Annotated in this window: 21 protein-coding genes; 8 read left to right on the top strand and 13 right to left on the bottom strand. The window is 53.0% G+C overall.

Going from position 1 to position 20,055, the window contains the following annotated elements; translation table 11 throughout:
• Positions 1-52: 52 nt before the first annotated feature.
• On the top strand, positions 53-1,453 hold the full coding sequence (locus P2G53_RS03620) for a diguanylate cyclase (RefSeq protein ID WP_275813884.1): 1,401 nt from the start codon (positions 53-55) through the stop codon (positions 1,451-1,453).
• A 23-nt stretch (positions 1,454-1,476) separates the two neighbouring features.
• Positions 1,477-3,636, top strand: a complete 2,160-nt coding sequence (locus tag P2G53_RS03615; RefSeq protein ID WP_275813881.1) for a GNAT family N-acetyltransferase — start codon at positions 1,477-1,479, stop codon at positions 3,634-3,636.
• Here P2G53_RS03615 and P2G53_RS03610 read toward each other — a convergent pair.
• From P2G53_RS03610 to P2G53_RS03595, 4 genes are all read right to left on the bottom strand, one after another.
• Positions 3,630-4,130 carry a TIGR02281 family clan AA aspartic protease gene (locus P2G53_RS03610; RefSeq protein ID WP_275813878.1) on the bottom strand — a complete coding sequence of 167 codons (501 nt, stop codon included), beginning with the start codon at positions 4,128-4,130 and terminating at the stop codon, positions 3,630-3,632. The two genes, P2G53_RS03615 and P2G53_RS03610, sit on opposite strands and share 7 nt — an antisense overlap.
• A gap of 2 nt (positions 4,131-4,132) precedes the next feature.
• Complete coding sequence (gene yeiP, locus P2G53_RS03605) at positions 4,133-4,699, bottom strand: elongation factor P-like protein YeiP (RefSeq protein ID WP_275813875.1); 567 nt, start codon at positions 4,697-4,699, stop codon at positions 4,133-4,135.
• Positions 4,700-4,795: 96 nt separating this feature from the next.
• Positions 4,796-5,542 carry a hypothetical protein gene (locus tag P2G53_RS03600; protein WP_275813872.1) on the bottom strand — a complete coding sequence of 249 codons (747 nt, stop codon included), beginning with the start codon at positions 5,540-5,542 and terminating at the stop codon, positions 4,796-4,798.
• Positions 5,539-6,696, bottom strand: a complete 1,158-nt coding sequence (locus tag P2G53_RS03595) for a methyl-accepting chemotaxis protein (RefSeq protein WP_275813869.1) — start codon at positions 6,694-6,696, stop codon at positions 5,539-5,541. Before P2G53_RS03595 ends, P2G53_RS03600 begins: the two co-directional genes overlap by 4 nt.
• A 692-nt stretch (positions 6,697-7,388) precedes the next feature.
• Here P2G53_RS03595 and P2G53_RS03590 point away from each other — a divergent pair.
• Positions 7,389-7,787: a phasin family protein gene (locus tag P2G53_RS03590; RefSeq protein ID WP_275813867.1), complete on the top strand. Its 399-nt coding sequence runs from the start codon at positions 7,389-7,391 to the stop codon at positions 7,785-7,787.
• Positions 7,788-7,850: 63 nt separating this feature from the next.
• On the opposite strand, the gene P2G53_RS03585 is transcribed toward P2G53_RS03590, so the two are convergent.
• From P2G53_RS03585 to P2G53_RS03575, 3 genes are read right to left on the bottom strand one after another with little or no spacing between them, the layout of a single operon-like run.
• The gene (locus P2G53_RS03585) at positions 7,851-9,743 is read right to left on the bottom strand and encodes a hybrid-cluster NAD(P)-dependent oxidoreductase (protein WP_275813864.1); all 1,893 of its coding nucleotides are present in this window, start codon (positions 9,741-9,743) and stop codon (positions 7,851-7,853) included.
• Positions 9,744-9,759: 16 nt separating this feature from the next.
• Complete coding sequence (locus tag P2G53_RS03580; RefSeq protein ID WP_275813861.1) at positions 9,760-10,002, bottom strand: Rho-binding antiterminator; 243 nt, start codon at positions 10,000-10,002, stop codon at positions 9,760-9,762.
• Between the two features lies 1 nt (position 10,003).
• Positions 10,004-11,380: a methyltransferase domain-containing protein gene (locus tag P2G53_RS03575; RefSeq protein ID WP_275813858.1), complete on the bottom strand. Its 1,377-nt coding sequence runs from the start codon at positions 11,378-11,380 to the stop codon at positions 10,004-10,006.
• A 109-nt stretch (positions 11,381-11,489) separates the two neighbouring features.
• On the opposite strand from P2G53_RS03575, the gene P2G53_RS03570 reads away from it, so the two are divergent.
• From P2G53_RS03570 to ybaK, 4 genes are all read left to right on the top strand, one after another.
• Entirely contained in the window at positions 11,490-11,711 is a 222-nt protein-coding gene (locus tag P2G53_RS03570; RefSeq protein WP_275813855.1) for a DUF3820 family protein, read from the top strand.
• A gap of 79 nt (positions 11,712-11,790) precedes the next feature.
• Positions 11,791-12,318 carry a YSC84-related protein gene (locus P2G53_RS03565; protein ID WP_345799195.1) on the top strand — a complete coding sequence of 176 codons (528 nt, stop codon included), beginning with the start codon at positions 11,791-11,793 and terminating at the stop codon, positions 12,316-12,318.
• A gap of 9 nt (positions 12,319-12,327) precedes the next feature.
• On the top strand, positions 12,328-12,921 hold the full coding sequence (locus tag P2G53_RS03560; protein ID WP_275813849.1) for a hypothetical protein: 594 nt from the start codon (positions 12,328-12,330) through the stop codon (positions 12,919-12,921).
• Positions 12,918-13,394 carry a Cys-tRNA(Pro) deacylase gene (ybaK, locus tag P2G53_RS03555; RefSeq protein WP_275813845.1) on the top strand — a complete coding sequence of 159 codons (477 nt, stop codon included), beginning with the start codon at positions 12,918-12,920 and terminating at the stop codon, positions 13,392-13,394. Before P2G53_RS03560 ends, ybaK begins: the two co-directional genes overlap by 4 nt.
• A 33-nt stretch (positions 13,395-13,427) precedes the next feature.
• Here ybaK and P2G53_RS03550 read toward each other — a convergent pair whose 3' ends face one another.
• The 4 genes from P2G53_RS03550 to P2G53_RS03535 form a co-directional block, all read right to left on the bottom strand.
• Positions 13,428-14,747 (bottom strand): sigma 54-interacting transcriptional regulator, encoded by a 1,320-nt coding sequence (locus P2G53_RS03550; RefSeq protein WP_275813842.1) that lies wholly within the window; start codon positions 14,745-14,747, stop codon positions 13,428-13,430.
• The gene (locus P2G53_RS03545) at positions 14,744-15,232 is read right to left on the bottom strand and encodes a hypothetical protein (RefSeq protein WP_275813839.1); all 489 of its coding nucleotides are present in this window, start codon (positions 15,230-15,232) and stop codon (positions 14,744-14,746) included. The genes P2G53_RS03550 and P2G53_RS03545 overlap by 4 nt, the downstream gene beginning before the upstream one ends.
• Positions 15,232-16,632 carry a HAMP domain-containing sensor histidine kinase gene (locus tag P2G53_RS03540; protein WP_275813836.1) on the bottom strand — a complete coding sequence of 467 codons (1,401 nt, stop codon included), beginning with the start codon at positions 16,630-16,632 and terminating at the stop codon, positions 15,232-15,234. Before P2G53_RS03540 ends, P2G53_RS03545 begins: the two co-directional genes overlap by 1 nt.
• A gap of 260 nt (positions 16,633-16,892) precedes the next feature.
• Positions 16,893-17,234, bottom strand: a complete 342-nt coding sequence (locus P2G53_RS03535) for a hypothetical protein (protein WP_275813833.1) — start codon at positions 17,232-17,234, stop codon at positions 16,893-16,895.
• 363 nt (positions 17,235-17,597) lie between these two features.
• Between P2G53_RS03535 and P2G53_RS03530 the strand changes: the two genes are divergently transcribed.
• On the top strand, positions 17,598-18,623 hold the full coding sequence (locus P2G53_RS03530; protein ID WP_275813830.1) for a hypothetical protein: 1,026 nt from the start codon (positions 17,598-17,600) through the stop codon (positions 18,621-18,623).
• On the opposite strand, the gene P2G53_RS03525 is transcribed toward P2G53_RS03530, so the two are convergent.
• Positions 18,609-19,340 carry a DnaJ domain-containing protein gene (locus P2G53_RS03525; RefSeq protein WP_275813827.1) on the bottom strand — a complete coding sequence of 244 codons (732 nt, stop codon included), beginning with the start codon at positions 19,338-19,340 and terminating at the stop codon, positions 18,609-18,611. The two genes, P2G53_RS03530 and P2G53_RS03525, sit on opposite strands and share 15 nt — an antisense overlap.
• Before the next feature lie 10 nt (positions 19,341-19,350).
• Positions 19,351-20,052: a VWA domain-containing protein gene (locus P2G53_RS03520; protein WP_275813824.1), complete on the bottom strand. Its 702-nt coding sequence runs from the start codon at positions 20,050-20,052 to the stop codon at positions 19,351-19,353.
• Positions 20,053-20,055: the final 3 nt, after the last annotated feature.

Raw genomic sequence — 20,055 nt, 5'->3', positions numbered from 1 at the left:
GTGGCATACTGTATGTCTACCTTGGCATTGATCAACAGGCTGGATGGTGGTTATGACCGCAGAAAAATTAATAAACGTTAACTCACCAAAACGGAAGCTTGATCCGACGTGGCTGTTTGCGCTCTGTGGGGTGTTGTTTGCGGTACTGGCGTTCCTGCTGTTGAGCAAGCAGGAACAGGATCTGGCGGTAAAAGATTTTGCTGGCACGTTTACACCTCAGAGTCAGCAGTTCAGTCTGCGTTTGCAGCAGGAGCTTGAGCTGGCGGGAATGCTGCGCAGTGTCAGTCAGACCCAGAATGCCGAACCCGGGGCATTAGCCACCGTGTTGCCGTTACTGGCTCAGCAATATCCCGCTGCACTGATGCTGGCAAGTTATGCCAGCACCGAAACCGATCCGGTGGTGCGCTGGTTACAGCCTGATGCCGCTGCTTTGCAATCCCAACTGCTGGGCTTGCTGGACCAGAGTGTATCCGGTCAGCAGCCTGAGTCACATCTGGTCACATCCAGTCAGGGTGTATTGCTGATCAACAGTGCAAAACGTAAGAGCGGTTTTCTGGTGACCGTCAGCCGTTTACAGATATTGCTGGAGCAGAGCGGGTTGATGGATCTGCCGGAGGGAGTCAGTTTTGAACTGGGTCTGTCCAACCAGCCCTCCCTTCTGACCAGTGAGACGCCCGTCACCGAACCGGTGGCGGTTACCCGGGTTGAGATCCCTCTGCGGGATGAAACCCTGCAACTGACGCTCTATGCCTCTCAGAGTTATCTGGGCTACACCGGTAGCTGGCTGCCGGCGATGATTCTCCTGACTGGTCTGCTGCTGGCGTTTTTTTACGCGGCTTTTCAGAAGCGTCAGTCTCAGGTGTTCAATTCTCTGCGTCAGCAACGCGACCAGCTAAGTATTCAGATGGAGGCCAGCCTGGTCACAGACCCTATTACCGGGCTGGCAAATCACACCCGCTTTGAACAGGTGCTGGAAAGTGAAATCGGTCGGGCCGTGCGTGAATTCAGCCCGTTGAGTCTGATGCTGGTGAAAGTCGATGGCTTGTCGGATTACCGCGACGAGTTTGGTCAGGGACAGCAGGAAAAGCTGCTGTCCAAACTGGGCACTGTGCTGGCCGGATGTATCTCCCGGCCGGGGGATATGCTGGCGCATCTCAGTGTCGACACCTTTTCCTTTGTGCTGCCCTCTACCAACGAAAATGCCCCGGCACTGGCCGAGCGTTGCTGTGAGAGGGTGTTGTCTGCTGCCATTCCTCATGCCGCCATTCAGCCCAGCGGGTATGTGACTGTCAGTATTGGCCTGGTTACCCTGCAGCCCTCGGATCGACTTAATTTTGATCGCCTGATGGCGCTGGCGGGCGAACAACTGCAATTGGCAGAAGCCAAAGGCGGCAGCCAATACGAAGCTTATGTTGAGGCCGTTGATGAACCCGAACTTGGTTTCGGTATCTGATCTCGCTCAGGGGTGGTTGTGACATGATGGAATCGGCGCTGATCAATCGTCTTAAAGAGCAGGCGGTTCAGCAGCGTCATCGTCGTCTGTTGGTGTTTAGCGGCTCGCCTGAATGGGCCCGGCAGATGGCATCAGCTCAAGTCACTTCCGAGAGTGTCTGGCTGGGGCGGCATCCACCTGATAACGTTCAGGTTCTGCCCGCAAGGGATGCGCATCGTCTGCTGGGGCAGACCCTTTCCTCTGTGATCTATGATGCCTGGGATGGTTTTAATCCTAACAGTTTTGGTCAGATCAGTGGCACGCTGAATGGTGGTGGCCTGCTGATTCTGCTCTGTCCGCCACTCTCCGACTGGCCTGAATTTGATGATCCGGAACATCAGGCGCTGGTGGTTGAACCCTATACAACCCAGTCCGTGGGGCGGCGTTTTATCAGTCGTGTCTGCCGCCTGCTGGAGGATGATCCGTACACCCTGATTATTCAGGAGGGACAACCTCTACCGGACAGTGAAACCCTGTTTTCTGATCTGAGCACGCCTCCGGTGGATGAGTTGGCACTGGCGGCGCCACCCTGCGCTACTGCTGATCAGCAACAGGCGGTTGAGCTGATCATCCGGCAGTTACAGCGGGGCAGGCGCCCGACAGTGCTGACTGCGGATCGGGGGCGGGGTAAAACGACCGCGCTGGGCATTGCCGCTGCGCAACTGGCCGGTTTCGATTATCAGGATATTCTGCTCACCGCCCCGGAACGTTCTGCGGTAACCGCTGCGTTAAACATTGCGGCTGAATTATTGCCCAGCGGCCGGCTGACAGATGAAGGAGTGATCCATGATGAGGGATCAATCCGGTTCATGCTGCCGGAACAGTTGCTGGAACAACCGGGTGAGGGACAGATCCTGTTGGTGGATGAGGCTGCGGCCATCCCGGTGCCGATGCTGGTTCGATTGCTGAAACGTTTTCCCCGTATTGTTTTTGCCTCCACTGTGCACGGTTATGAAGGCACTGGGCAGGGGTTTACGATCCGCTTTGCGCAGCGCCTGAATGAGTTAGCCCCGCAGTGGAAAAGCTGCCACCTGACCACGCCCATTCGCTGGGCCAGCGATGACCCGCTGGAACAGCTGGTTTTTAATCTGCTGTTACTGAATGCGGAACCGCTGCGCACGCTGGAACCTTCCTCCCATGACATTCGCGATTTCAGTGTTACCGAGCTGGACCGCGACCAGCTTGACGAGGATTACACAACCCTGCAGCAGTTATTTGGCCTGCTGGTACTGGCGCATTACCGTACCACGCCGGGCGATCTGAGAATTCTGCTCGACAGCCCCAATTTACATATCTGGTTGCTGCAATCCGCAGGCGAGGTTGCAGGCGCTGTGCTGGTGGCTGAAGAGGGGCCTCTGCCAGACGATCTGGTAGAAGCGATCTGGTCAGGTGAACGGCGTCCCAGAGGACACCTGCTGCCACAGACACTGGTGCATCAGGAGGGTTATCGCATGGCGGCAGGCCTGACCTGTGGCCGGGTGATGCGGCTGGTGGTCCACCCGTCTTTGCAACGCCGGGGGTTGGGACGCCAGTTACTGCAAACGGTAGCCGAGGCGGCTCAGCACAAAGGCTGGGACTATCTGGGCACCAGTTTTGCGCTGACCGATGATCTGTATAGCTTCTGGCGGGCGTGTGGTTACGAAATGGTGCGCCTGGGTAATCAGCGTGACGCCGTCAGCGGCTGCTTTGCCGCCCTGTTGCTCAGGCCGCTATCTGAGGCGGGTCAGGCCTGTGTTACCGTGGCTGAAGGTCGTTTTGCGCGTCAGTTTGGCTTGCGTTTGACCGACGACTGGAAAACGCTTGAGACCCCACTGCTTGCCAGCATTCTGGCGCAGGTGGATAACCCGGATCGGCTGGATAACGATGATCTTTCCGATTTGAGTGGCTTTATCCGTCATAACCGGAGTTATGAAAGCAGTGTTTATGCTCTGAATAAACTGCTGCGGCAAGCGCTGCATCTCCTGAGTGCTGAACAGATCATGCATCTGATGCAGGATGAAGGGGTGGTGCTGCTGATGCAACGGGTACTGCAGCAGCAGGCCTGGGAAACGCTGGAACAGGGTGGGCAGGGGCGTCGTGGTCTGGTCAGGGAGCTGCGTCGTGCGGCGGGTTTGTTACTGGATCTGCTGCAGGCTGATCAGTAACGCAATGTCAGCGTATCGCCTTTCTGAATCAGCTCCAGATGCTGCATAAAACTCATGCCCAGTAACACAGTATCGCCCGGCATATGCGGGTTGATATGCGCCCGGATATCCTGCAATACAATGCTGCCCAGCTGGATCTGATCCAGAGTCGTACTGTACACATCGACCCGGCCACTGGCGGTGGTCACCTGATATCGGGGGCCGGGATTCAAACCAATCTGCTGCGCAATCTGTTCCGGAATACTGACGCTGGTGGCGCCGGTATCCAGCAGAAACTTTACCTTGTGCCCATTGATGGCACCCGGCGCGACGTAATGACCTGACCGGTTGCGTTTAAGCACCACCTGATCTGAATCGGTGGTCGACAGGTGACGGTTAGGACGATTCTGCTCATCCAGATAACTGGAGAAATACAGATACAGCAGCCCCAGCAGGCTGACCCAGGTGAGTACCCAGAAGGTTTTGCCAATACGCTGGGGCGTCTGCTCAGTCATGGTCAGGCACGGGACATGAATTTACCGGTTTCGGTGCTGATCTTGACCAGCTCGCCTTCCCGAATGTACTCCGGTACCTGCACCTCAAGCCCGTTCGCCAGTGTGGCGGGTTTGGTACGTCCAGTGGCACTGGCGGATTGCATGCCCGGTACGCACTGGGTGACTTCAAGCACGATGTTGGTGGGTAGTTGAATGGTCAGTACCGCGCCATCGATCATCAGCGCGGTGATATTGCTCATGCCGTCGCTCAGGTAGGGGATCTGAGCTTCAATGGATGAGCTGCTCAGGTAGTACTGTTCGTAATCTTCATTGTCCATGAAGATATACATGTCTTCTTCCCGGTAGAGAAAGCTGCAGGGACGGTGTTCCAGCGTGGCTTCTTTGACCTGGTCGTCGCCGGTAAAGGTTTCTTCATATTTGCCCCCCAGAGGCAACTGACTGAAGCGAACCTTATAGAGGGTGTTGGCGCCCCGGGAAGACGGGCTGCGGACATCCACATTCTGCACAGCATAGTATTTGCCGTTGATCTCAACGACCATGCCTCTTTTTATTTCGGATGCTTTTGGCATAACTAATCAGCTCTCACAATGAATCAGATCGCGGGCATGATACCCGCGATGCTGGTCATTGTATGTGAGTGCCGACGGCAGGAGAAGAGGGCCTGATCAGAGCTGTTGCAGGTGCAGCCGGGTCATCTGAATCTGTTCATCAATCAAACGTGTCAGTTGGGCAAAATAGAAACCGGGATCGATACTGATCTGAGCCGGTTGCAGAATCTGCTCACTGACCAGCTGCTCAGTTTCAAGCTGTTTGCCGTTGGCAATGGGGTCTGATTTCATCTGCTGTAACAGATACTGCAACTGCACTCTTACTGAGGCCTGACAGCGACCATCGCGGGCGGCTTTTGCACCGAGGCCACGTAGCCGCGCCAGCGACTCGGCATGATGTGGTCGGCGGATCAGGTTCTGCCACAGCGCCTCCTGATCAAAGGGACTGTTATCTGCAGTGAGGGCACAGTGATCGGCGATCTCGGTTAACTCATGCAGCAGTTTTTCAATCAGCTCACAATGCGCCATAAAACTGTTTTCAGGTTTCTGCTTAATCGTCTGCCAGTTTTGCAGTTGCAGGCGGATACGGGAGGGGTTTCCACAGTAATCATCGCTTTGCAGTGCAACCCATAGTCGGTCGGTCTGATGGCTCAGTTGCTGTTGTTCCATCCGGGTGTCGCTGGTCAGTGAGGCGCAGACCCCACGGTGGCGCTGCAGGTGTTGGATCAGATCCAGCACGGATGTCAGCTGACTGATACCCAGTGCGGTTTTGGCAAACAGTTTCTGACGTGCCTTGGAGCGACTGATCAGATGCAGGCAGAGAAACAGGCTGCAGAGCAAGCTGAAAATGATGATCTCAATCATGCATTTGCCTCCCTCAGATTGGCTTTAACGGCCAGGTTTTCAAGATAATGGGTCAATTCGGTGAGCGATTGTGCCTGTTCTGAGTGCTGTTCAAGCAGGCTGCTGATCACCGTGAGTTTTTCACTCAGCTCGCCGCTGGCCATGGCATGTTCATCAATCGCCCGGTGAACTTCTTCAATCAGGGTCAGGCTTTCACTGCTGCCATCTTCAACCTGCTGCAGTAACTGACGCATCTCTTCACAGTCATCGGCGCCAGTGGTCAGGCGGTTTTCACTGATTTTCATACTGTCAATCAGCTGGCCAACACCCTGTTGCATGCCTTCAACTAACTGAGTGATATCGGTAGTTGCCTTTTCTGTGCTGGCGGCCAGCAGACGGACCTCATCAGCCACTACAGCGAATCCACGGCCAGCTTCACCAGCGCGGGCGGCTTCAATTGCAGCATTCAGCGCCAGCAGGTTGGTCTGGGCGGCCACCGTTTCGATGGTAGTCACGAAGGACTGGATTGATTCGGCCTGTGTGTTAAGCCAACTGATCTTGTTGCTGGTATCTGTAAACTGTGCCCGGAGCTCCTGAAGCGTATGGTGCAGTTGTTCGGCCTGAACCGTACCCTTGTGTGCATTCTGCTGTGAGACCTGTGCACTGGCGTGGGTGCGTGACAGATGTTCGCGAATCTGCTGAACCGTCTGGCTCATCTCCTCGGAAGCACTGGCAATAGTAAGCAACTGGTTCTGTTGTTCTCCGGCAGCATGTGCCGTGTGATTGGCCAGAGACTCAAGTTCTTTGGTAGAGAATTGCATCTCGCTGCAGAGCTGCTCAGCCAGTTGTGTTTTGACAGCATAATCTCGGGCGAAGCTGTAAAGGTGTTGGGTACTTTCAGACAAAGGTTTGTCATGGCCGTTGTATTCAGTACGGAACTGAAGGTTGCCGTCATTGAATGCCTGGATCACCTGATTCATCTTCTGCCAGCGCTGGCTGCAAAGCTGAGTAAAGCTTAACTGCAGATAGGTAAGCGGAATTGCCAGCCACAGCAGGTGCATGAATTGAAACCATGCCGCTGCTGCCAGCGCCAGCCAGCCGCTCAACAATAATAAACCTGACGCAGTCAGAGTGAGCCGGTTTAGCAGCGTAAAACCAGCAGACCAGATCATCATAACGCTCTCCCAACAAGGTCTTAACTGATGATGAGTTGAGCAAAGACTGTGCCATTAGTTCGAAAAGCCCAGCCTGGGTTGTCGTCTAATCTGACAGAGAAATTAAAAGGTGTATTTGTGGTGCATTAAATGTTTTGGTCTGCACTTTTCTGGTGCACTATATTCCGGATCTAATGATACTCAGGCAGCATAGAAAACACTGTGTGCAGGCGCAAATGAAAGCATAATGATTCTTGAATGGTATTTGCTGCGCACAAAAAAGAGACTGGGGTGGCTGCTTATCTGGCAGGCCGGAGTAGTCAGTTTAATCCAGAGAGTTTGGTGTATAAGGTGTTCTAAAGGGGGCAGTGTTAAGGGGTTCTTAAGAGTATGTCTGGCGTTTGCTGGTGTTTGTCTTGCGGTCTTTTTTTAATATATTGATTATATATTTCAATACTATATAAGTAATATTACAGTGATTTTTGCGCTGATTGGTGAAGCTGAAATAAGTAACTCTATGCGCTTTTATAAGGGTTTTGCCCGCATCTGGCTCAGTTGATAGCCATTTTTATACTAAGGTCAAAAAATAGACTAAAGTATGATAAAAAATCTTTTGTGCAGTGCAAAAACAGCTTGACTGAATTTCAACCAACCACTATCTTAGGTACAAATGATTTGTTGCGACGCAACATTAAAAGATAAGGGGACTCACCATGTACGATATGTCTAAATTCGCTGATATGTTCAAAGCTGAAATGCCTAAAGAATTCGCTGACTTCTTCAAGCCTGTTGAAGGTCTGGTTGAAGTAAACAAAAAGACTGCTGAGACTCTGTCTGCACTGTCTAAAGAATCTTTCGAAACTCTGTCCAGCGCTAGCGTAGAACAGTTCAAAGCTCTGTGCGAGTGCAAAGATCCTAAAGCTGCTCTGGATCTGCAGGTTAAATTCTACAAGCTGGTAGAAGCTAAAATGACTGAAGCTACTGAAAAGTCTCTGGCTTGCCTGTCTGAAGCTAAAGATGCTTACGTAGCTTCTTTCGAAGAATCTACCAAGAAAGTTACTGAAATGGCTGAAGAAGTAGCCAAGAAAGTTCCTACTCTGAAAGCTGCTTAATCTAAGCATCCTTTCTTAAAAAAACCCGGCACCGCCGGGTTTTTTTGTGCCCGCGTGAGACGGTCAGAGTATTTCGATGTTCAGGTCCGAACGAGGAATACAGCTGCAGGCCAAAATAATGCCTTCCGATTTTTCCGCGTCAGACAGGGGCAGCTCTGATAAACGCTCCACGTCGCCCTGTTTAAGACGTACTTTGCAACTTCCACAGATACCCGCCCTGCAACCATAAGCAAGCTTCAGCCCGTGGGATTCAGCTTGCTGCAGCAAGGGCTGCTGATTGTCACCGGTAAAACAGTGATTGCCATCAAAACAGATCTGTACCTCTTGTTTATCAGGCTGTGTGGGATCAGCAGTGGTCAGGGTGAAACTTTCCTGAAACCAGTTTTGCTCCGCCATCCCTAACTGGCGGCAGATATCCTTCGCCTGCGTCATAAATCCCTGAGGCCCACAGCAATAGACTGCACGTTCCATCAGGTCAGGCACCGCAGCCAGAAGCTGGTCGCGATCAAGACGGCCACTGAGTTCCAGCCACTGCGGGTCCGGCTGAGTCAGGCAGAAGTGCAGTTGAAGGTTCCGGTTCTGGCGAGCCAGCCATCGTAGTTCATCAATGCAGATCAGATCTGCCCGGGTACGTGCCTGATACAGGAAAACAATATCGATATCGCTTTGGATATCGGTGAGATATCGCACCATAGACAACAGTGGTGTAATACCACTGCCAGCCGAGAGCATCAGCCGTTTTGCATGTCCACTGCTGTGGGCGTGAAACTGCCCTGCCGGTCCGCGAGCCATTAACTGCATGCCTGGCTGGAGATGATCATGGAGCCAGGCTGATACGCTGTTTTCTCTCACCCTTTTTACGGTAATCGCCAGATCTGTAGGGCGTGAGGGTGAGGATGAAAGGGTATAACAACGTTCAGTGACAACAGGCAGCGGCACAGAAAGCGTTATATGCTGACCGGCCTGATATTCACACTGTACTTCGGCTGGCGGAGTAAAACGAAAGGTGACTACATCCGGTGTTTCCTGGATGCGGGCGGTGCAGGTCAGAGGACTCAGGGTGTCAGGTGTCCATGTTGGCTGGGCTTCTGATCGCAAGCGCATCTGATCTGGCCAGAGATAGGGTGCGTGATCTGGGTAAACTTCTGGGGTCTGAGTTTCCAGAACCTCTACCGGATCATTTTCACGAATGGCTCCCTGATTCAGGGCCACCAGATTCTGGCCGAAATAGACCTCACCATCCTGCCCGCGGCGGAAATTTAACAGCGTCTTCAGGGGTTCTGCGGTGGGGAGGGCGGTCGCGGTTTGTGGATCATAGGTGGTCATTACACAGCGGGAGCAGGGTTTGACTACTTCAAACTCCACTTCACCAATACGAATCCGTTTCCAGCTGTCCTCGGCAAAGGGTGAGGTATTTTTGATTACCAGATTAGGCCGAAAATTCGCCATTTTCAGGGGCGTGCTACTGCGCCGGTTCAGATCATCAAGAGATGCCTGAGATATCACCAGCAGCGGGTAACCATCGGCAAAAGCCACCGATTTGTCAGGCCGGCGGCTGGTATGCCGTTCTGACTGCTCGCCAAAAAACAAGAGCCGGCAGGGGCGCTTGAGTTTTTCACTGAACCAGGTATCCAGTGTTTCACCGCAGTGCTGGGCATTAATTTCATCACCCCAGACTTCAACCTGAAAATAGGTGTACATCAATTCGGGATATCGCAGGGTGATGTGCTCACCATCCGGCGCGATAATTTCGACGCCATCCTGTCGTAACAAAACTCTGAAGAGAAGTAGCTCCGGAATCTGGCGGGCAGTGAGCATATTGCCCTCGGGATCGCTGAGAATCAGTCGCCGATCAAAAGGCAAACCAAACTCATCAATCTGCGCAGTAGAGAGCCTGATCGGTGCGCAGGATTTGATGGGGTAGATATAAATACTGTCCAGCTGAGTTGTTGGCATGCAAGATTCCGGGGTCTTAATAGGGTAGAGAAGAGATTATCTGGTCCAGCCGGATGCGATAGGCTTTACCGGCACGGTTTTCGGCTAGCAGAAACTCCTCACCATCTTTGTATTCAAGGTCTAGACAGCGGAGGGTTTCGCTCAGTATCTGGTCCTGCTCATGCCATCTGAAAGCATGGATCGCACGGCGCATACAGGCCAGCTCGTAGCCATCATGGTGCGCGCAATCGATCGGTTTATAAGGTTTTAGATCGCTCATATCAGCCCTCTTTGTTCAGCACCAGCATAGCACCCATCAGGGTGCTACTGCCCTCACGGCGCAGCGGAAAGGTTTGCTGATCTGATATTGTCAGGCCAACCCCAGCGGTTATCTGGCGCAGATAATCAAGGCTGTGCTGAAACCGCCCCGAGGGCTGAAGCCGGGGAGTCTGCTCAGAATTCAGTTCCAGCGTGCAGATAAAATGCCCGCCGGGCTCAAGCCAGTCGCTGATCCGGTTGAACAGCGGTTGCAGGTCACCCAGATAGATCAGCAGATCCATGGCGCAGATAAGATCGAAACGGTGAGGTGGGGTCCAGCTCAGAATATCAGCCTGGAACAGCTGACTGTAACACTGTTTATCGGCAGCTAGGGCCAGCATGTTCCGGGACAGGTCAACGCCGGTCAAAGATGTGAAACCTTCAACCTGATTCAGGGCGTGGCCCATCAGACCGGTGCCGCAGCCCAGATCCAGTACATTATCGGCGGGAATCAGATGCAGCTGTTGCAGCCATCCAGTTGCCCGGCCGGGTGCATCATAGCCCAGTGTCTCGACTAAACGCTGTTCAAACTCAGACGCACAGCGGTCGTAGAGTGATTCGATGTAGTCCGCGGGTGCCCGTGCAGATTGATCGCCACGTATCGCCGCCAGCATATGCTGAGCTGTCAGATCATCCGGATTACCATCAAGGCAGCACTGATAGAGGGGTGTGGCCAGCTCGGTGTAACCCTCTTCGGCCAGATAATCCGCCAGATCCCTAAGCTGATCAGAATCCAGTGCAAAGGACTTGAGTGTGTGGCTAAGGGCTCTGGGAGAGGTCAAGACCCCCTGTATTAGCGCCCATTCACTCAACCAGTCAAAATCCTGATCAGCATCGGAAATAAGATTGAGTGCTGTCAGGGCCTGGTTATGTTTATTTTGTTTGCGTTGCGCGATGGCCAGACCCAGTGCTGCAGCAGAGAGGCTGGCATCCAGATTAAGGGCCTTGGCAAAGTCAGTTTCCATTTGTGGGTAATCATGTACTGCCGCGTGCAGATTGGCCCTGTTGCAGTAAAACGCCGGATCTGTCGGACACAGGGCGATGGCCTGGTCAATTAACGACCGGGCTTCAACCAAGCGTCCTGATCCCTGCAGGGCAAGGCACAGGTTATTCAATGCCTGGGCGCGTTGCTGCTCAGGGGCAGGTAGCTTTATTGCCTGCGAAAGTGCGCTGACGGCTTCAGCATGCCGCTGCTGCCGTAACAACAGGACGCCCAGTAAGTGCTGCGCGTTAAAATTGTTGGGCGTCAGGTGCAGTTGTTTCCTGACCAGTGCGGTGGCCGGCCCCGGTTTGTTTTTTTGCAGTAGCTGGAGTGCTTTAAGCAGTAGATCGGATGACATGGACGTGAATAGTGTTTTAAAGACAGGCTACTATAATGAGCCTTTTTGTATGCTGTCCAGCGCGGATGAGTCTGCAAAAAAGGCGATCTGCTAGGCCTGTCTACGCTGGATGAATATGGATAAAACACAACTACTGAAACTGGCCCGCATGAAAATGCCGTTTGGGCGTTATCAGGGGCGTCTGTTAATGGATCTGCCTGAGCCCTATTTGCTGTGGTTTGCCAAAGAAGGTTTTCCCAAAGGGGAGCTGGGCGAACTGTTGGCACTGATGCTGGAAATTCGGATCCACGGGCTGGAGTCAATTCTCAAACCTCTCAGGCACTCGCCCTGAGTCAAGCAGTCTTATATTTCAGGCCAGATTCAGCCACACTGACTTATTATCAGAATAAAAAAAGGAGTCCAGAATGAGAATGCGTTACGTCCTATCTGTGTTTGTACTGATGATTCAATTTTTCAATCCGGTGCAGGCTGCATCCACCGTCGAGATCGATGCAAAAACCACAGAAGCGCTGAATAAATTCTATAGCCACTCATCGGCAGGTAAATCGCTGGTTCAGCAGGCAAAAGGGGTTCTGATTTTCCCTGAAGTGTATAAAGCCGGTATTGGTATTGGCGGTGAATACGGCGAAGGTAAGCTGATTATCGGTGGTAAAACAGATGGCTACTATACGATCTTTTCTGCCTCAATTGGTTTGCAGCTGGGGGCTCAGATCAAGTCGCAGATGATCCTGTTTATGACTGATGCGGCTCTGCAGCAGTTCAAGAATAGTCAGGGCTGGGAAGCCGGAGTAGATGGTAGTGTTGCCCTGGTCACACTGGGCGTGGGCGGAACGATCGATACCTCCACAATCCAGGATCCCATCATAGGTTTTATCTTTTCCAACAAGGGTCTGATGTATAACCTCTCCCTTGAAGGCTCGAAAATAACCCGAAAATAAGGATATCCCATGAAGAAGTTAGTCATGATGCTGACTGCCGCATTGCTTGCGATGCCAGCATACGCTGAAAAACCGGAGCATGCCGGTCAGAAGGGTGGTAATAAAAATACCAAACATGAACAGGTAAAAAGTGAGTCAAAAACATACAAAGAGCGCTCTGAAGATCGCGACGAGAAGGACGAAAAAGGCGATAAATCTGATCGTTATGGTCGTCTGGAATACCGGGTTTTTAACGATGATGAACGGGATGAGATTCGGCGTTATTACAACGACCATGCCAATTCAGGCACCGGTCAGACCTACGGTCAACAGAAAGAGCTGCCAAAAGGGCTGCAGAAAAAACTGGAGCGGGGCGGTGAACTGCCTCCGGGCTGGCAGAAAAAGCTGGCCCGTGGAGAGGTGCTGGATCCCTCATTGCGGGGTTATGCGGAGCCACTGCCTCGTGATCTGCTGGGCCGGATTCACCACGATGCGGATGTCGTAGCGGATGAAATTATGCGCATTCAGGATAAGGTTGTCCGCGTCAGTAAGGGTGACGGTACCATTATCGACATCATTGACCTGGCAGATGTGATGGCGGGTCGGGGGATGCGCCGGGAATGACACCCGCGATAAATGCGGCTAAAAAAGCCAAACTAGAACACCGGGTGCATGAATACAGGCATGACCCTGCGGCTGAGTCCTATGGCGAAGAGGCGGCTCAGGCGCTGGGTCTGAACCCGGCGCAGGTGTTTAAAACCCTGCTGGTCGCCTGCAACGGCGACAACAAACAACTGGCGGTTGCCGTGGTGCCGGTGATTGGCAAACTGGATCTTAAAGCCATGGCTGCCGCCCTGAAGGTAAAAAAAGTGGCGATGGCCAATCCGCAGGATGCGGAGCGTGCCACGGGCTATGTGGTAGGCGGCATCAGTCCGTTGGGGCAGAAAAAACGTTTGCCACTGGTGCTGGATAACAGCGCCACTCAGTTTGCGACCATCTTTATGAGCGCCGGTCGCCGTGGTCTCGAAATTGAGATGGCGGCGGCTGATCTGGTGCGCTTGACCACAGCGATTCTGGCAGACATTGGCCGAGGCTAAATCCTATCCGGAATGCTCATCTGCCTGGATGAGCTATTCCTTAAAACTGGACGGGTCCATGCCGTGGCGGTTTAGCAGTTTATAGAAATCGGTGCGGTTGCGTCCGGCAATCCGGGCGGCCTGACTGACGTTGCCCTCGGCAATCTGCAGGACCTTTTTCAGATAACGTTTTTCAAACTCTGCCCTGGCCTCATTAAAACCGGGCATCACCAGATCCTGATTGGCCAGAGCCCTGGATACAGCACTGTCACTGATTACGGGGGTGGTGCTGAGCGCGGTGACTTTCTCAATGATGTTTTCCAGTTGGCGAACATTGCCGGGCCATGCAGCCTGAGCCAATAATTGCAGCGCACCACTGGAGATATTTTTTACCTTTGGGTTATGGCGTTGCGCGGAGCGGTGAAGAAAGAACCGTGCCAGCGGTGGGATATCTTCAGCCCGTTCTGATAACGATGGCAGATGCAGATTCACCACATTGAGACGGTAGAACAGGTCTTCACGGAACTCCTGCTGGCTCATCGCTTCTTCCAGATCACGGTGAGTGGCAGACAGAACCCGGACATCAACCGGAATACTCTCGGTGCTGCCTACTGGTCGGATCTGACGCTCTTGTAAAACGCGTAACAGTTTTACCTGCAGCGGCATCGGCATATCACCGATCTCATCCAGAAACAGAGTGCCGCCATTGGCGGCGCGGAACAGGCCCTCATGACTGCTGATGGCGCCGGTAAACGCGCCTTTGCAGTGGCCGAACAGTTCTGACTCCAGTAACTGTTCCGGCAGTGCGCCGCAGTTGATAGCGACAAAGGGCTTTTTACGTCGCGGGCTGGCTTTGTGTATCGCTTTGGCCAGCATCTCTTTACCACTGCCGCTGGCGCCGGTGATCAAGATGCTGACATCCGCACTGGCGACCTGTTCTGCTTCCTGAAGCACCTGTTCCATCAGCGGACTGCGGGTGATGATGTCGGCCCGCCAGTCACCCTGATTGACGGGTGTTTCCGCCAGAGCCGAGGTGAGGGTATCGAGCAGCTGATCGCGGTTGATCGGTTTGGTCAGAAAACCAAACACACCCTGTTGCGTCGCACTGACCGCTTCCGGAATGGAGCCGTGCGCGGTCAGGATAACCACCGGTAACTGTGGCATCCGTTTCTGGATATGGTGAAACAGCGTTAGACCGTCCATGCCTTCCATGCGCAGATCGGTCAGCACCAGTTGCACCGATTCATCCAGTTTTTGGAGTGCTTCTTCCCCGCTCTCGGCGCAGGTGACCCGGTAACCTTCAGAATCGAGCCTGACTTTGAGCAGTTTCAGCAGGGCCGGATCATCGTCCACCAGAAGGATATGGGCACTCATGGATTGGACTCCCGCTCGCGTGTTAATTCATTTTCAAGCTCGGTCAGTGCATTGATCTTGGCCTGCATCTCCTGGTGCTGCTGGCGCAGTGTTGACTGTTCCTGGCGCAGGGTGAACATGCTTTCAGCCATGCGGTGGCGCAGATTCAGATAGGTGTCACCGGGGCAGACGGCGCTGGGGTAGAGAACAAGACGTCCGTAGAGCCGGTTGGCCTGTTGTAACTGTTCCAGCGTCGCATCGGGTTGTGACAGCAGCAGAGCCTGCAGGGCGATATCCCCGTCTGCTTTGGCTTGTTTAAAGAGTTTCTGTTTCAGCTCAGGTTGATGGAACAGGCTGAACTCCGTCTGTTGAACCTGCGCCAGAGAAGACCGACTCATATGGCAGGTACGCCCGGTTTCCATATCCGGCACCAGATTCTGTAACTGGCAGCCCGACAGCAGCAGGGGTAAAAAGAGAAGCAGAGAGTGTCCGCAGCGTATAGGCATCAGATGGATTCCATTTGAGAAAGACAGACCCGAAAACACACGGTGTTGTCTTGATTATGTTGCAGCGTGACTGTGCCGCCCAGCACCCGTGCCGCGTCTTTTACAATGCTCAGGCCAATTCCGGAGCCACGTACCGGCCCCTGTCTGCGGTTCTTGCCCTGATAAAAAGGTTCAAACAGATGCGGAATATCCTCTTCTGGGATAATAGGACCGCTGTTCTGAATGTCGATAAAAAGCTGTTGATTCTCAACAAACATGTTGAGTCGCAACTCTCCCTCTCTGGCACCGTATTGTGCCGCATTGCTGACCAGGTTGGTGAGAATGCGTTGTAACATATCGGAATCGGTATGCCAGGTCAGATCATGTCGGGGCAGATGCAGGCTGACCTGTTTCTGCTCAAGCAGCAGACGATGAGGTTCGCATGCCTGCTGTAACAACGTCCGTATAGAAACAGGTCGCGGTTTGACTGGTTCTAGTTGGGAGAGGCGATTGTAATCCAGCAGTTGCTCAATCAGCTGTTGCAGCTGTCGGGCATTGCTCTGTAGCAATGCGGCTATCTCCAGCTGGTTCTCATTCAGGGAACCTGTGACCTGCTCGGCCAGCAGATCAGAGCCTTCACGCAGGGTGGTCAGCGGGGTTTTCAGTTCATGGGACATGTGTCGCAGAAAACGCTGTTTTTCTTCATCGGCGGCTGACAGCTGTTCACCCAACCAGTTGAGCTGTTGCTCCAGAGATACCAGCTCCTGTGGCCCGCCAACGGATTTAACCTCATAGGATTCTCCCGTGCCCATCGCACGTATCCGTCGGGCAATCCGCTTTACCGGCTGGATAATGGTGTAGCTGAAAAACGCCATCAAAATTGCTGAGAGTGCCAGCAGCAACAACGTGACGACCTCAAGCCTGATCTGTGTGTCCTGAGCAAACTGATTCAGGTTTTGCAGTGTGGTATCCAGGTATTGATCGACTGCCTTGTTCATCACTAGTGTTAGTTGCTGCAGGTCGGCGGGTGCGGGGGTCGTCTGCTGACGATAATGGTTGAGCACCTCAGTGATCAGCGCGTTCTCCTGTGCCTGATCACTTAGGGGGGCATGCAGATAAAATTGTGATTCGTACTCATCTACCAGCTGCAGCAGGCGCTGGCGAATATCCTCGCGCTGCAGGATTTCAAACTGTTTCGATGCACGGGTAATCGCTTCAGCCAGTAGTCGGAGTTGTTGTCCCCGACGGGTGACTTCCAGCGACTGTTGAGCCAATACACGGCCCTGACTCGACTGATCAACCAGTTGATCGGTGGCGTAGTAAATCAAAATACCGAAAGGCGCAACCACAGCGAGAAAGGCCAGAATGACCAGCTGCTTCAGAGAGCTGAGACGCCAGAAATGGCCGGGTTGTTTTGACATGGGCAAAAAAGAGATCACAACAATATCAATCTATTATCTATCATCTTTTACAGATTGTACCGGACAGTTCTGCCCCCGGTTAAAGAAAAAGGCCGATTCACTTGCTGAACCGGCCAGTTGAATCAGGCTAATGGGCTAACTTGGAGAACGGACGGTGCCTGATTCAACCTGCTCCCGGAGTATCGGGGAGGGTGACGGGCTGCAGCTGTCTCGGAAGCAGTCGTCGGGAGGTCGATACCCTGGGTAGCATATGCTCTCCCTCACAGAGAAGCGTTATTTGCCATGGCCAGTCGGTCACGCTTTTTTGCTGCGCGAGCCCACAGGTTGGCAAATTCTTGTTTTGTCAGAAAACCATCTTTATTGGTGTCAATGGCCGAAAATCCTTTGGTCAGCGCTGGAGACACTTCTGCTTCTTTCATACTGATTTTCTGATCGCCGTCGATATCCAGCTTGGCAAAAATCTCTTCATAGGTTTCCAGTTTTGGTGCGGCTTTATCGGTTTTTTCAGCCGCCTGATGTTGGCCTTGTGTGACCTCTTCTGCCTGAATCGTTAAGCTGGTAATTGATAGCAATGAAGCCAGTAACAGAGCAGATACTTTCATGGGGCACAGTCTCCTTGCAGTGTAATAGAGCGCAGATAGATACTTTGATTACTCCATAACAAGAGTTGTGCCACCTTATTTTTTGTTAATAAAAACAGATGTTTATTATGTTTTTATAGGTGTTGCTTCAGGCTGTTTTCCAGCGAGGGCGGGTTGTGAATAGAAATTGTGTTGTCAAATAGCGACACTCCTGAATGGGTTTAAGAGATTTGTTTTTAAAACAGACAGTTAAACTGTCTCTGTTTGGATACATCGCTTGATGGTCAGATTTTGGCAGTGTAAATCTTGGCTTCTAAGTTGTTTAAGTGTGCTCTGGCGGCCTATCATCCACAGGCTAACGCATCTGATTACAGGACGTCGTAGGTGTCATACTCTGTTCGAAACACTGTCATAGTGGCTCTGGTGCTGGCAGTGGTGTCGGGTTGTCAGGTTCCACTGACTTCACATGAAACTCCGCCACAAATAGTGCGCCCGGCAAGTCCCGGTCTGTTTCAGCGCGGCCTGGTGAGCGCGGTCGGTGATGGCCAATGGCGCTTCCGTCCCTGTTTCGCCCACTACGAATGGATCTTGTCAGACCCAACAGAACGTTTGTCGCGACGTTTTAGTGAACAGCTGGCCCCCACTGTATATGGTGAATTTTCCCTTGCCCCCGGCGAGGACTTGAAACACTGGCAAGTGCAGCAGGTGCATCTGCTGGGTGGTGGTGAGGCAACCTGTCGTTTTTCCCTGAATGAGATCAATTACCGCGCCGCAAATGGCCGTGAATGGGTGGCTGATGTGCTGGCTGACACCATAGTGGTTCAGGATTATGCCCGGGTCAGTCGTATGACATTTGCTATGGCTTCCGGCGCCAGACCGGATGATCTGCAATGGCGCAGTGACCTTAAGCAGCGCAATGGCGAAAAGATTCAGATGGAGCTGACTCTCTCTCAAACGGCTTGCAGCGATCCTTACGGTGGGGAGTATGAGTTCAGCGCCAAATTGAAGCTGGGTAAGCGTACGCTCTCCGGCTGTGCCCGCTCCGGTAATCTGGAGCAGCGCACTCTGCCCGGTGTTTATGCGGCAGACTTGAGAATGGGGCAGGGTCCCGGGCGCAGGATTGAGCTTTCATTGCTCGGCTCAGGGCGCATGGAACTGAAACAGACCGATACTCAACAGCGATCGCTGCTGTTTCAGCAGGGTCAGTGGTCTTTATTAAAAACCGGAAAATTGCTGGTTGAGGTACAGCAAACCAATGGCCGACCGGATACTGAATTGATGCTGTTTGTGCGCGACGCTCAGGGCCGGCTGGCACTGGAAGGCTACAGCTCCAGTTATGGTGAAAACCTGTTACGGCTCCCGTTGGTAGCGCCAGACCCTGAGCAGCTGTGGAATCTAGGGGTTCAGTAAACAGTCCTTTGCCTGATTAATTTTTGCCGCAAGATAATCACTGCCACCCCGATCCGGGTGATATTTCTGCATCAGGCGTCGATGCGCAGCGACGATCTCCTCTTTGCTGCAGCCCGGGGTGATCCCCAGAATCTGATAAGCTTCCTGGCGCGTCATATGGCCGCTTTGAGGGCTGGCATTCGAATCAGAGTGGCCCGGGTCATCCGCCTGCCAGCGATCGCCAAAACGTTTATTCAGGTAGGCCTCAAGCAGCCGTGCGGATTCTTCATCCTGTTGTCTGCAATATTGCAGCAGTTCAATAAACTCCTGCTCAGTCAGGGTGCCCAGCTCACGACCTGCCATCGGACCCTGTAAAATCTGGCCATACATCACCCCGGCATCATGGTCGAGTTGCATCTTCAGAATCCGGGTTTGCACCTCAGATACATTGCCGGCCGATGTGCGCTGTTGGTTTCGACGGCGATACAGCAGTTTTAAAAACGGAAACAACCGTACCAGCCAGGGGAAAATCTGCCGGGCAAAGGGGAGCATCGCAGCGAAGATAGCCCCAATCCAATGCAGTCTTCCGGTGATGGCGAGCAGCAACAGTGCCAGTGAGATCAGCACCAGCACCAGCATGATAACGGCTCCCCCCCGTTTGTTGGCTGGCAGTGAACGTATCCAGAACACCACCAGGGCGCAAATACCGGCTATAAGCAACAGACTGATCGGGTTCAAACGGGCTTCCTTATTTGAGTTGTTGTGTCAGACGTAATACGGATTTTTCGTGATTTTGGGCGTAGTGTTCAAGTGCCTTTTTACCACCCGTAGCGTAGATCGCAACCGCGTTGAGTAATGCTTTGAGCTGATCGGCACTGCGCTGATCAAACTGCAGATGCGCGCCGCCGGAAAGACGGGCTATCTGTTGCATTGCATGATAAGTCACCGGATCAGTGCCTTCCTGAAACAGGAATACCGGTGTGTTGAGCAGGCCTAATTGACCCGCCAGTTGGCAGAGGTGGTCCAGTGTCTCTTCCATACTATCACCGATAAACACCACAGCCTGAACTGGCTTTTGCCGGGTTTCATGGATCGCATGCTGCATTACCCGGGCGATCTGGGTGTGACCGGCGGCGCAGCGGACCTGATTCATCTGCTGCAACAGCTGGCGGCTATCGTTCAGCCAGCGGCTGTGCTGAAATTCCCGATAGCCTCTGAAGTAGCAGAGTTGAATCTGCAGATTGCCTACCGTTGACGCGGTTGAGAACATTTCGCTTTGCAGGTGGCTGGCTTGATCCCAGGTGGGTTGTCGGCTGGCGGTTGCATCCAGTGCAAACAGCAGGCGACCGCTGTTGCCAGTGACCAGTGCCGGTGTTTGTCGCAGTTCATCGATAAATTGATCGATCTCCTGCCGGTTAGAACGGTGTGTAGTGGTGGGAAGTCGGCCCATGCT

Origin of the sequence: Neptuniibacter sp. CAU 1671 (assembly GCF_029222905.1) — a bacterium.
GTDB lineage: Bacteria > Pseudomonadota > Gammaproteobacteria > Pseudomonadales > Balneatricaceae > Neptuniibacter.
The sequence above is the reverse complement of the archived record's forward strand: the minus strand, read 5'-3'. Positions and strand labels throughout refer to the sequence as shown.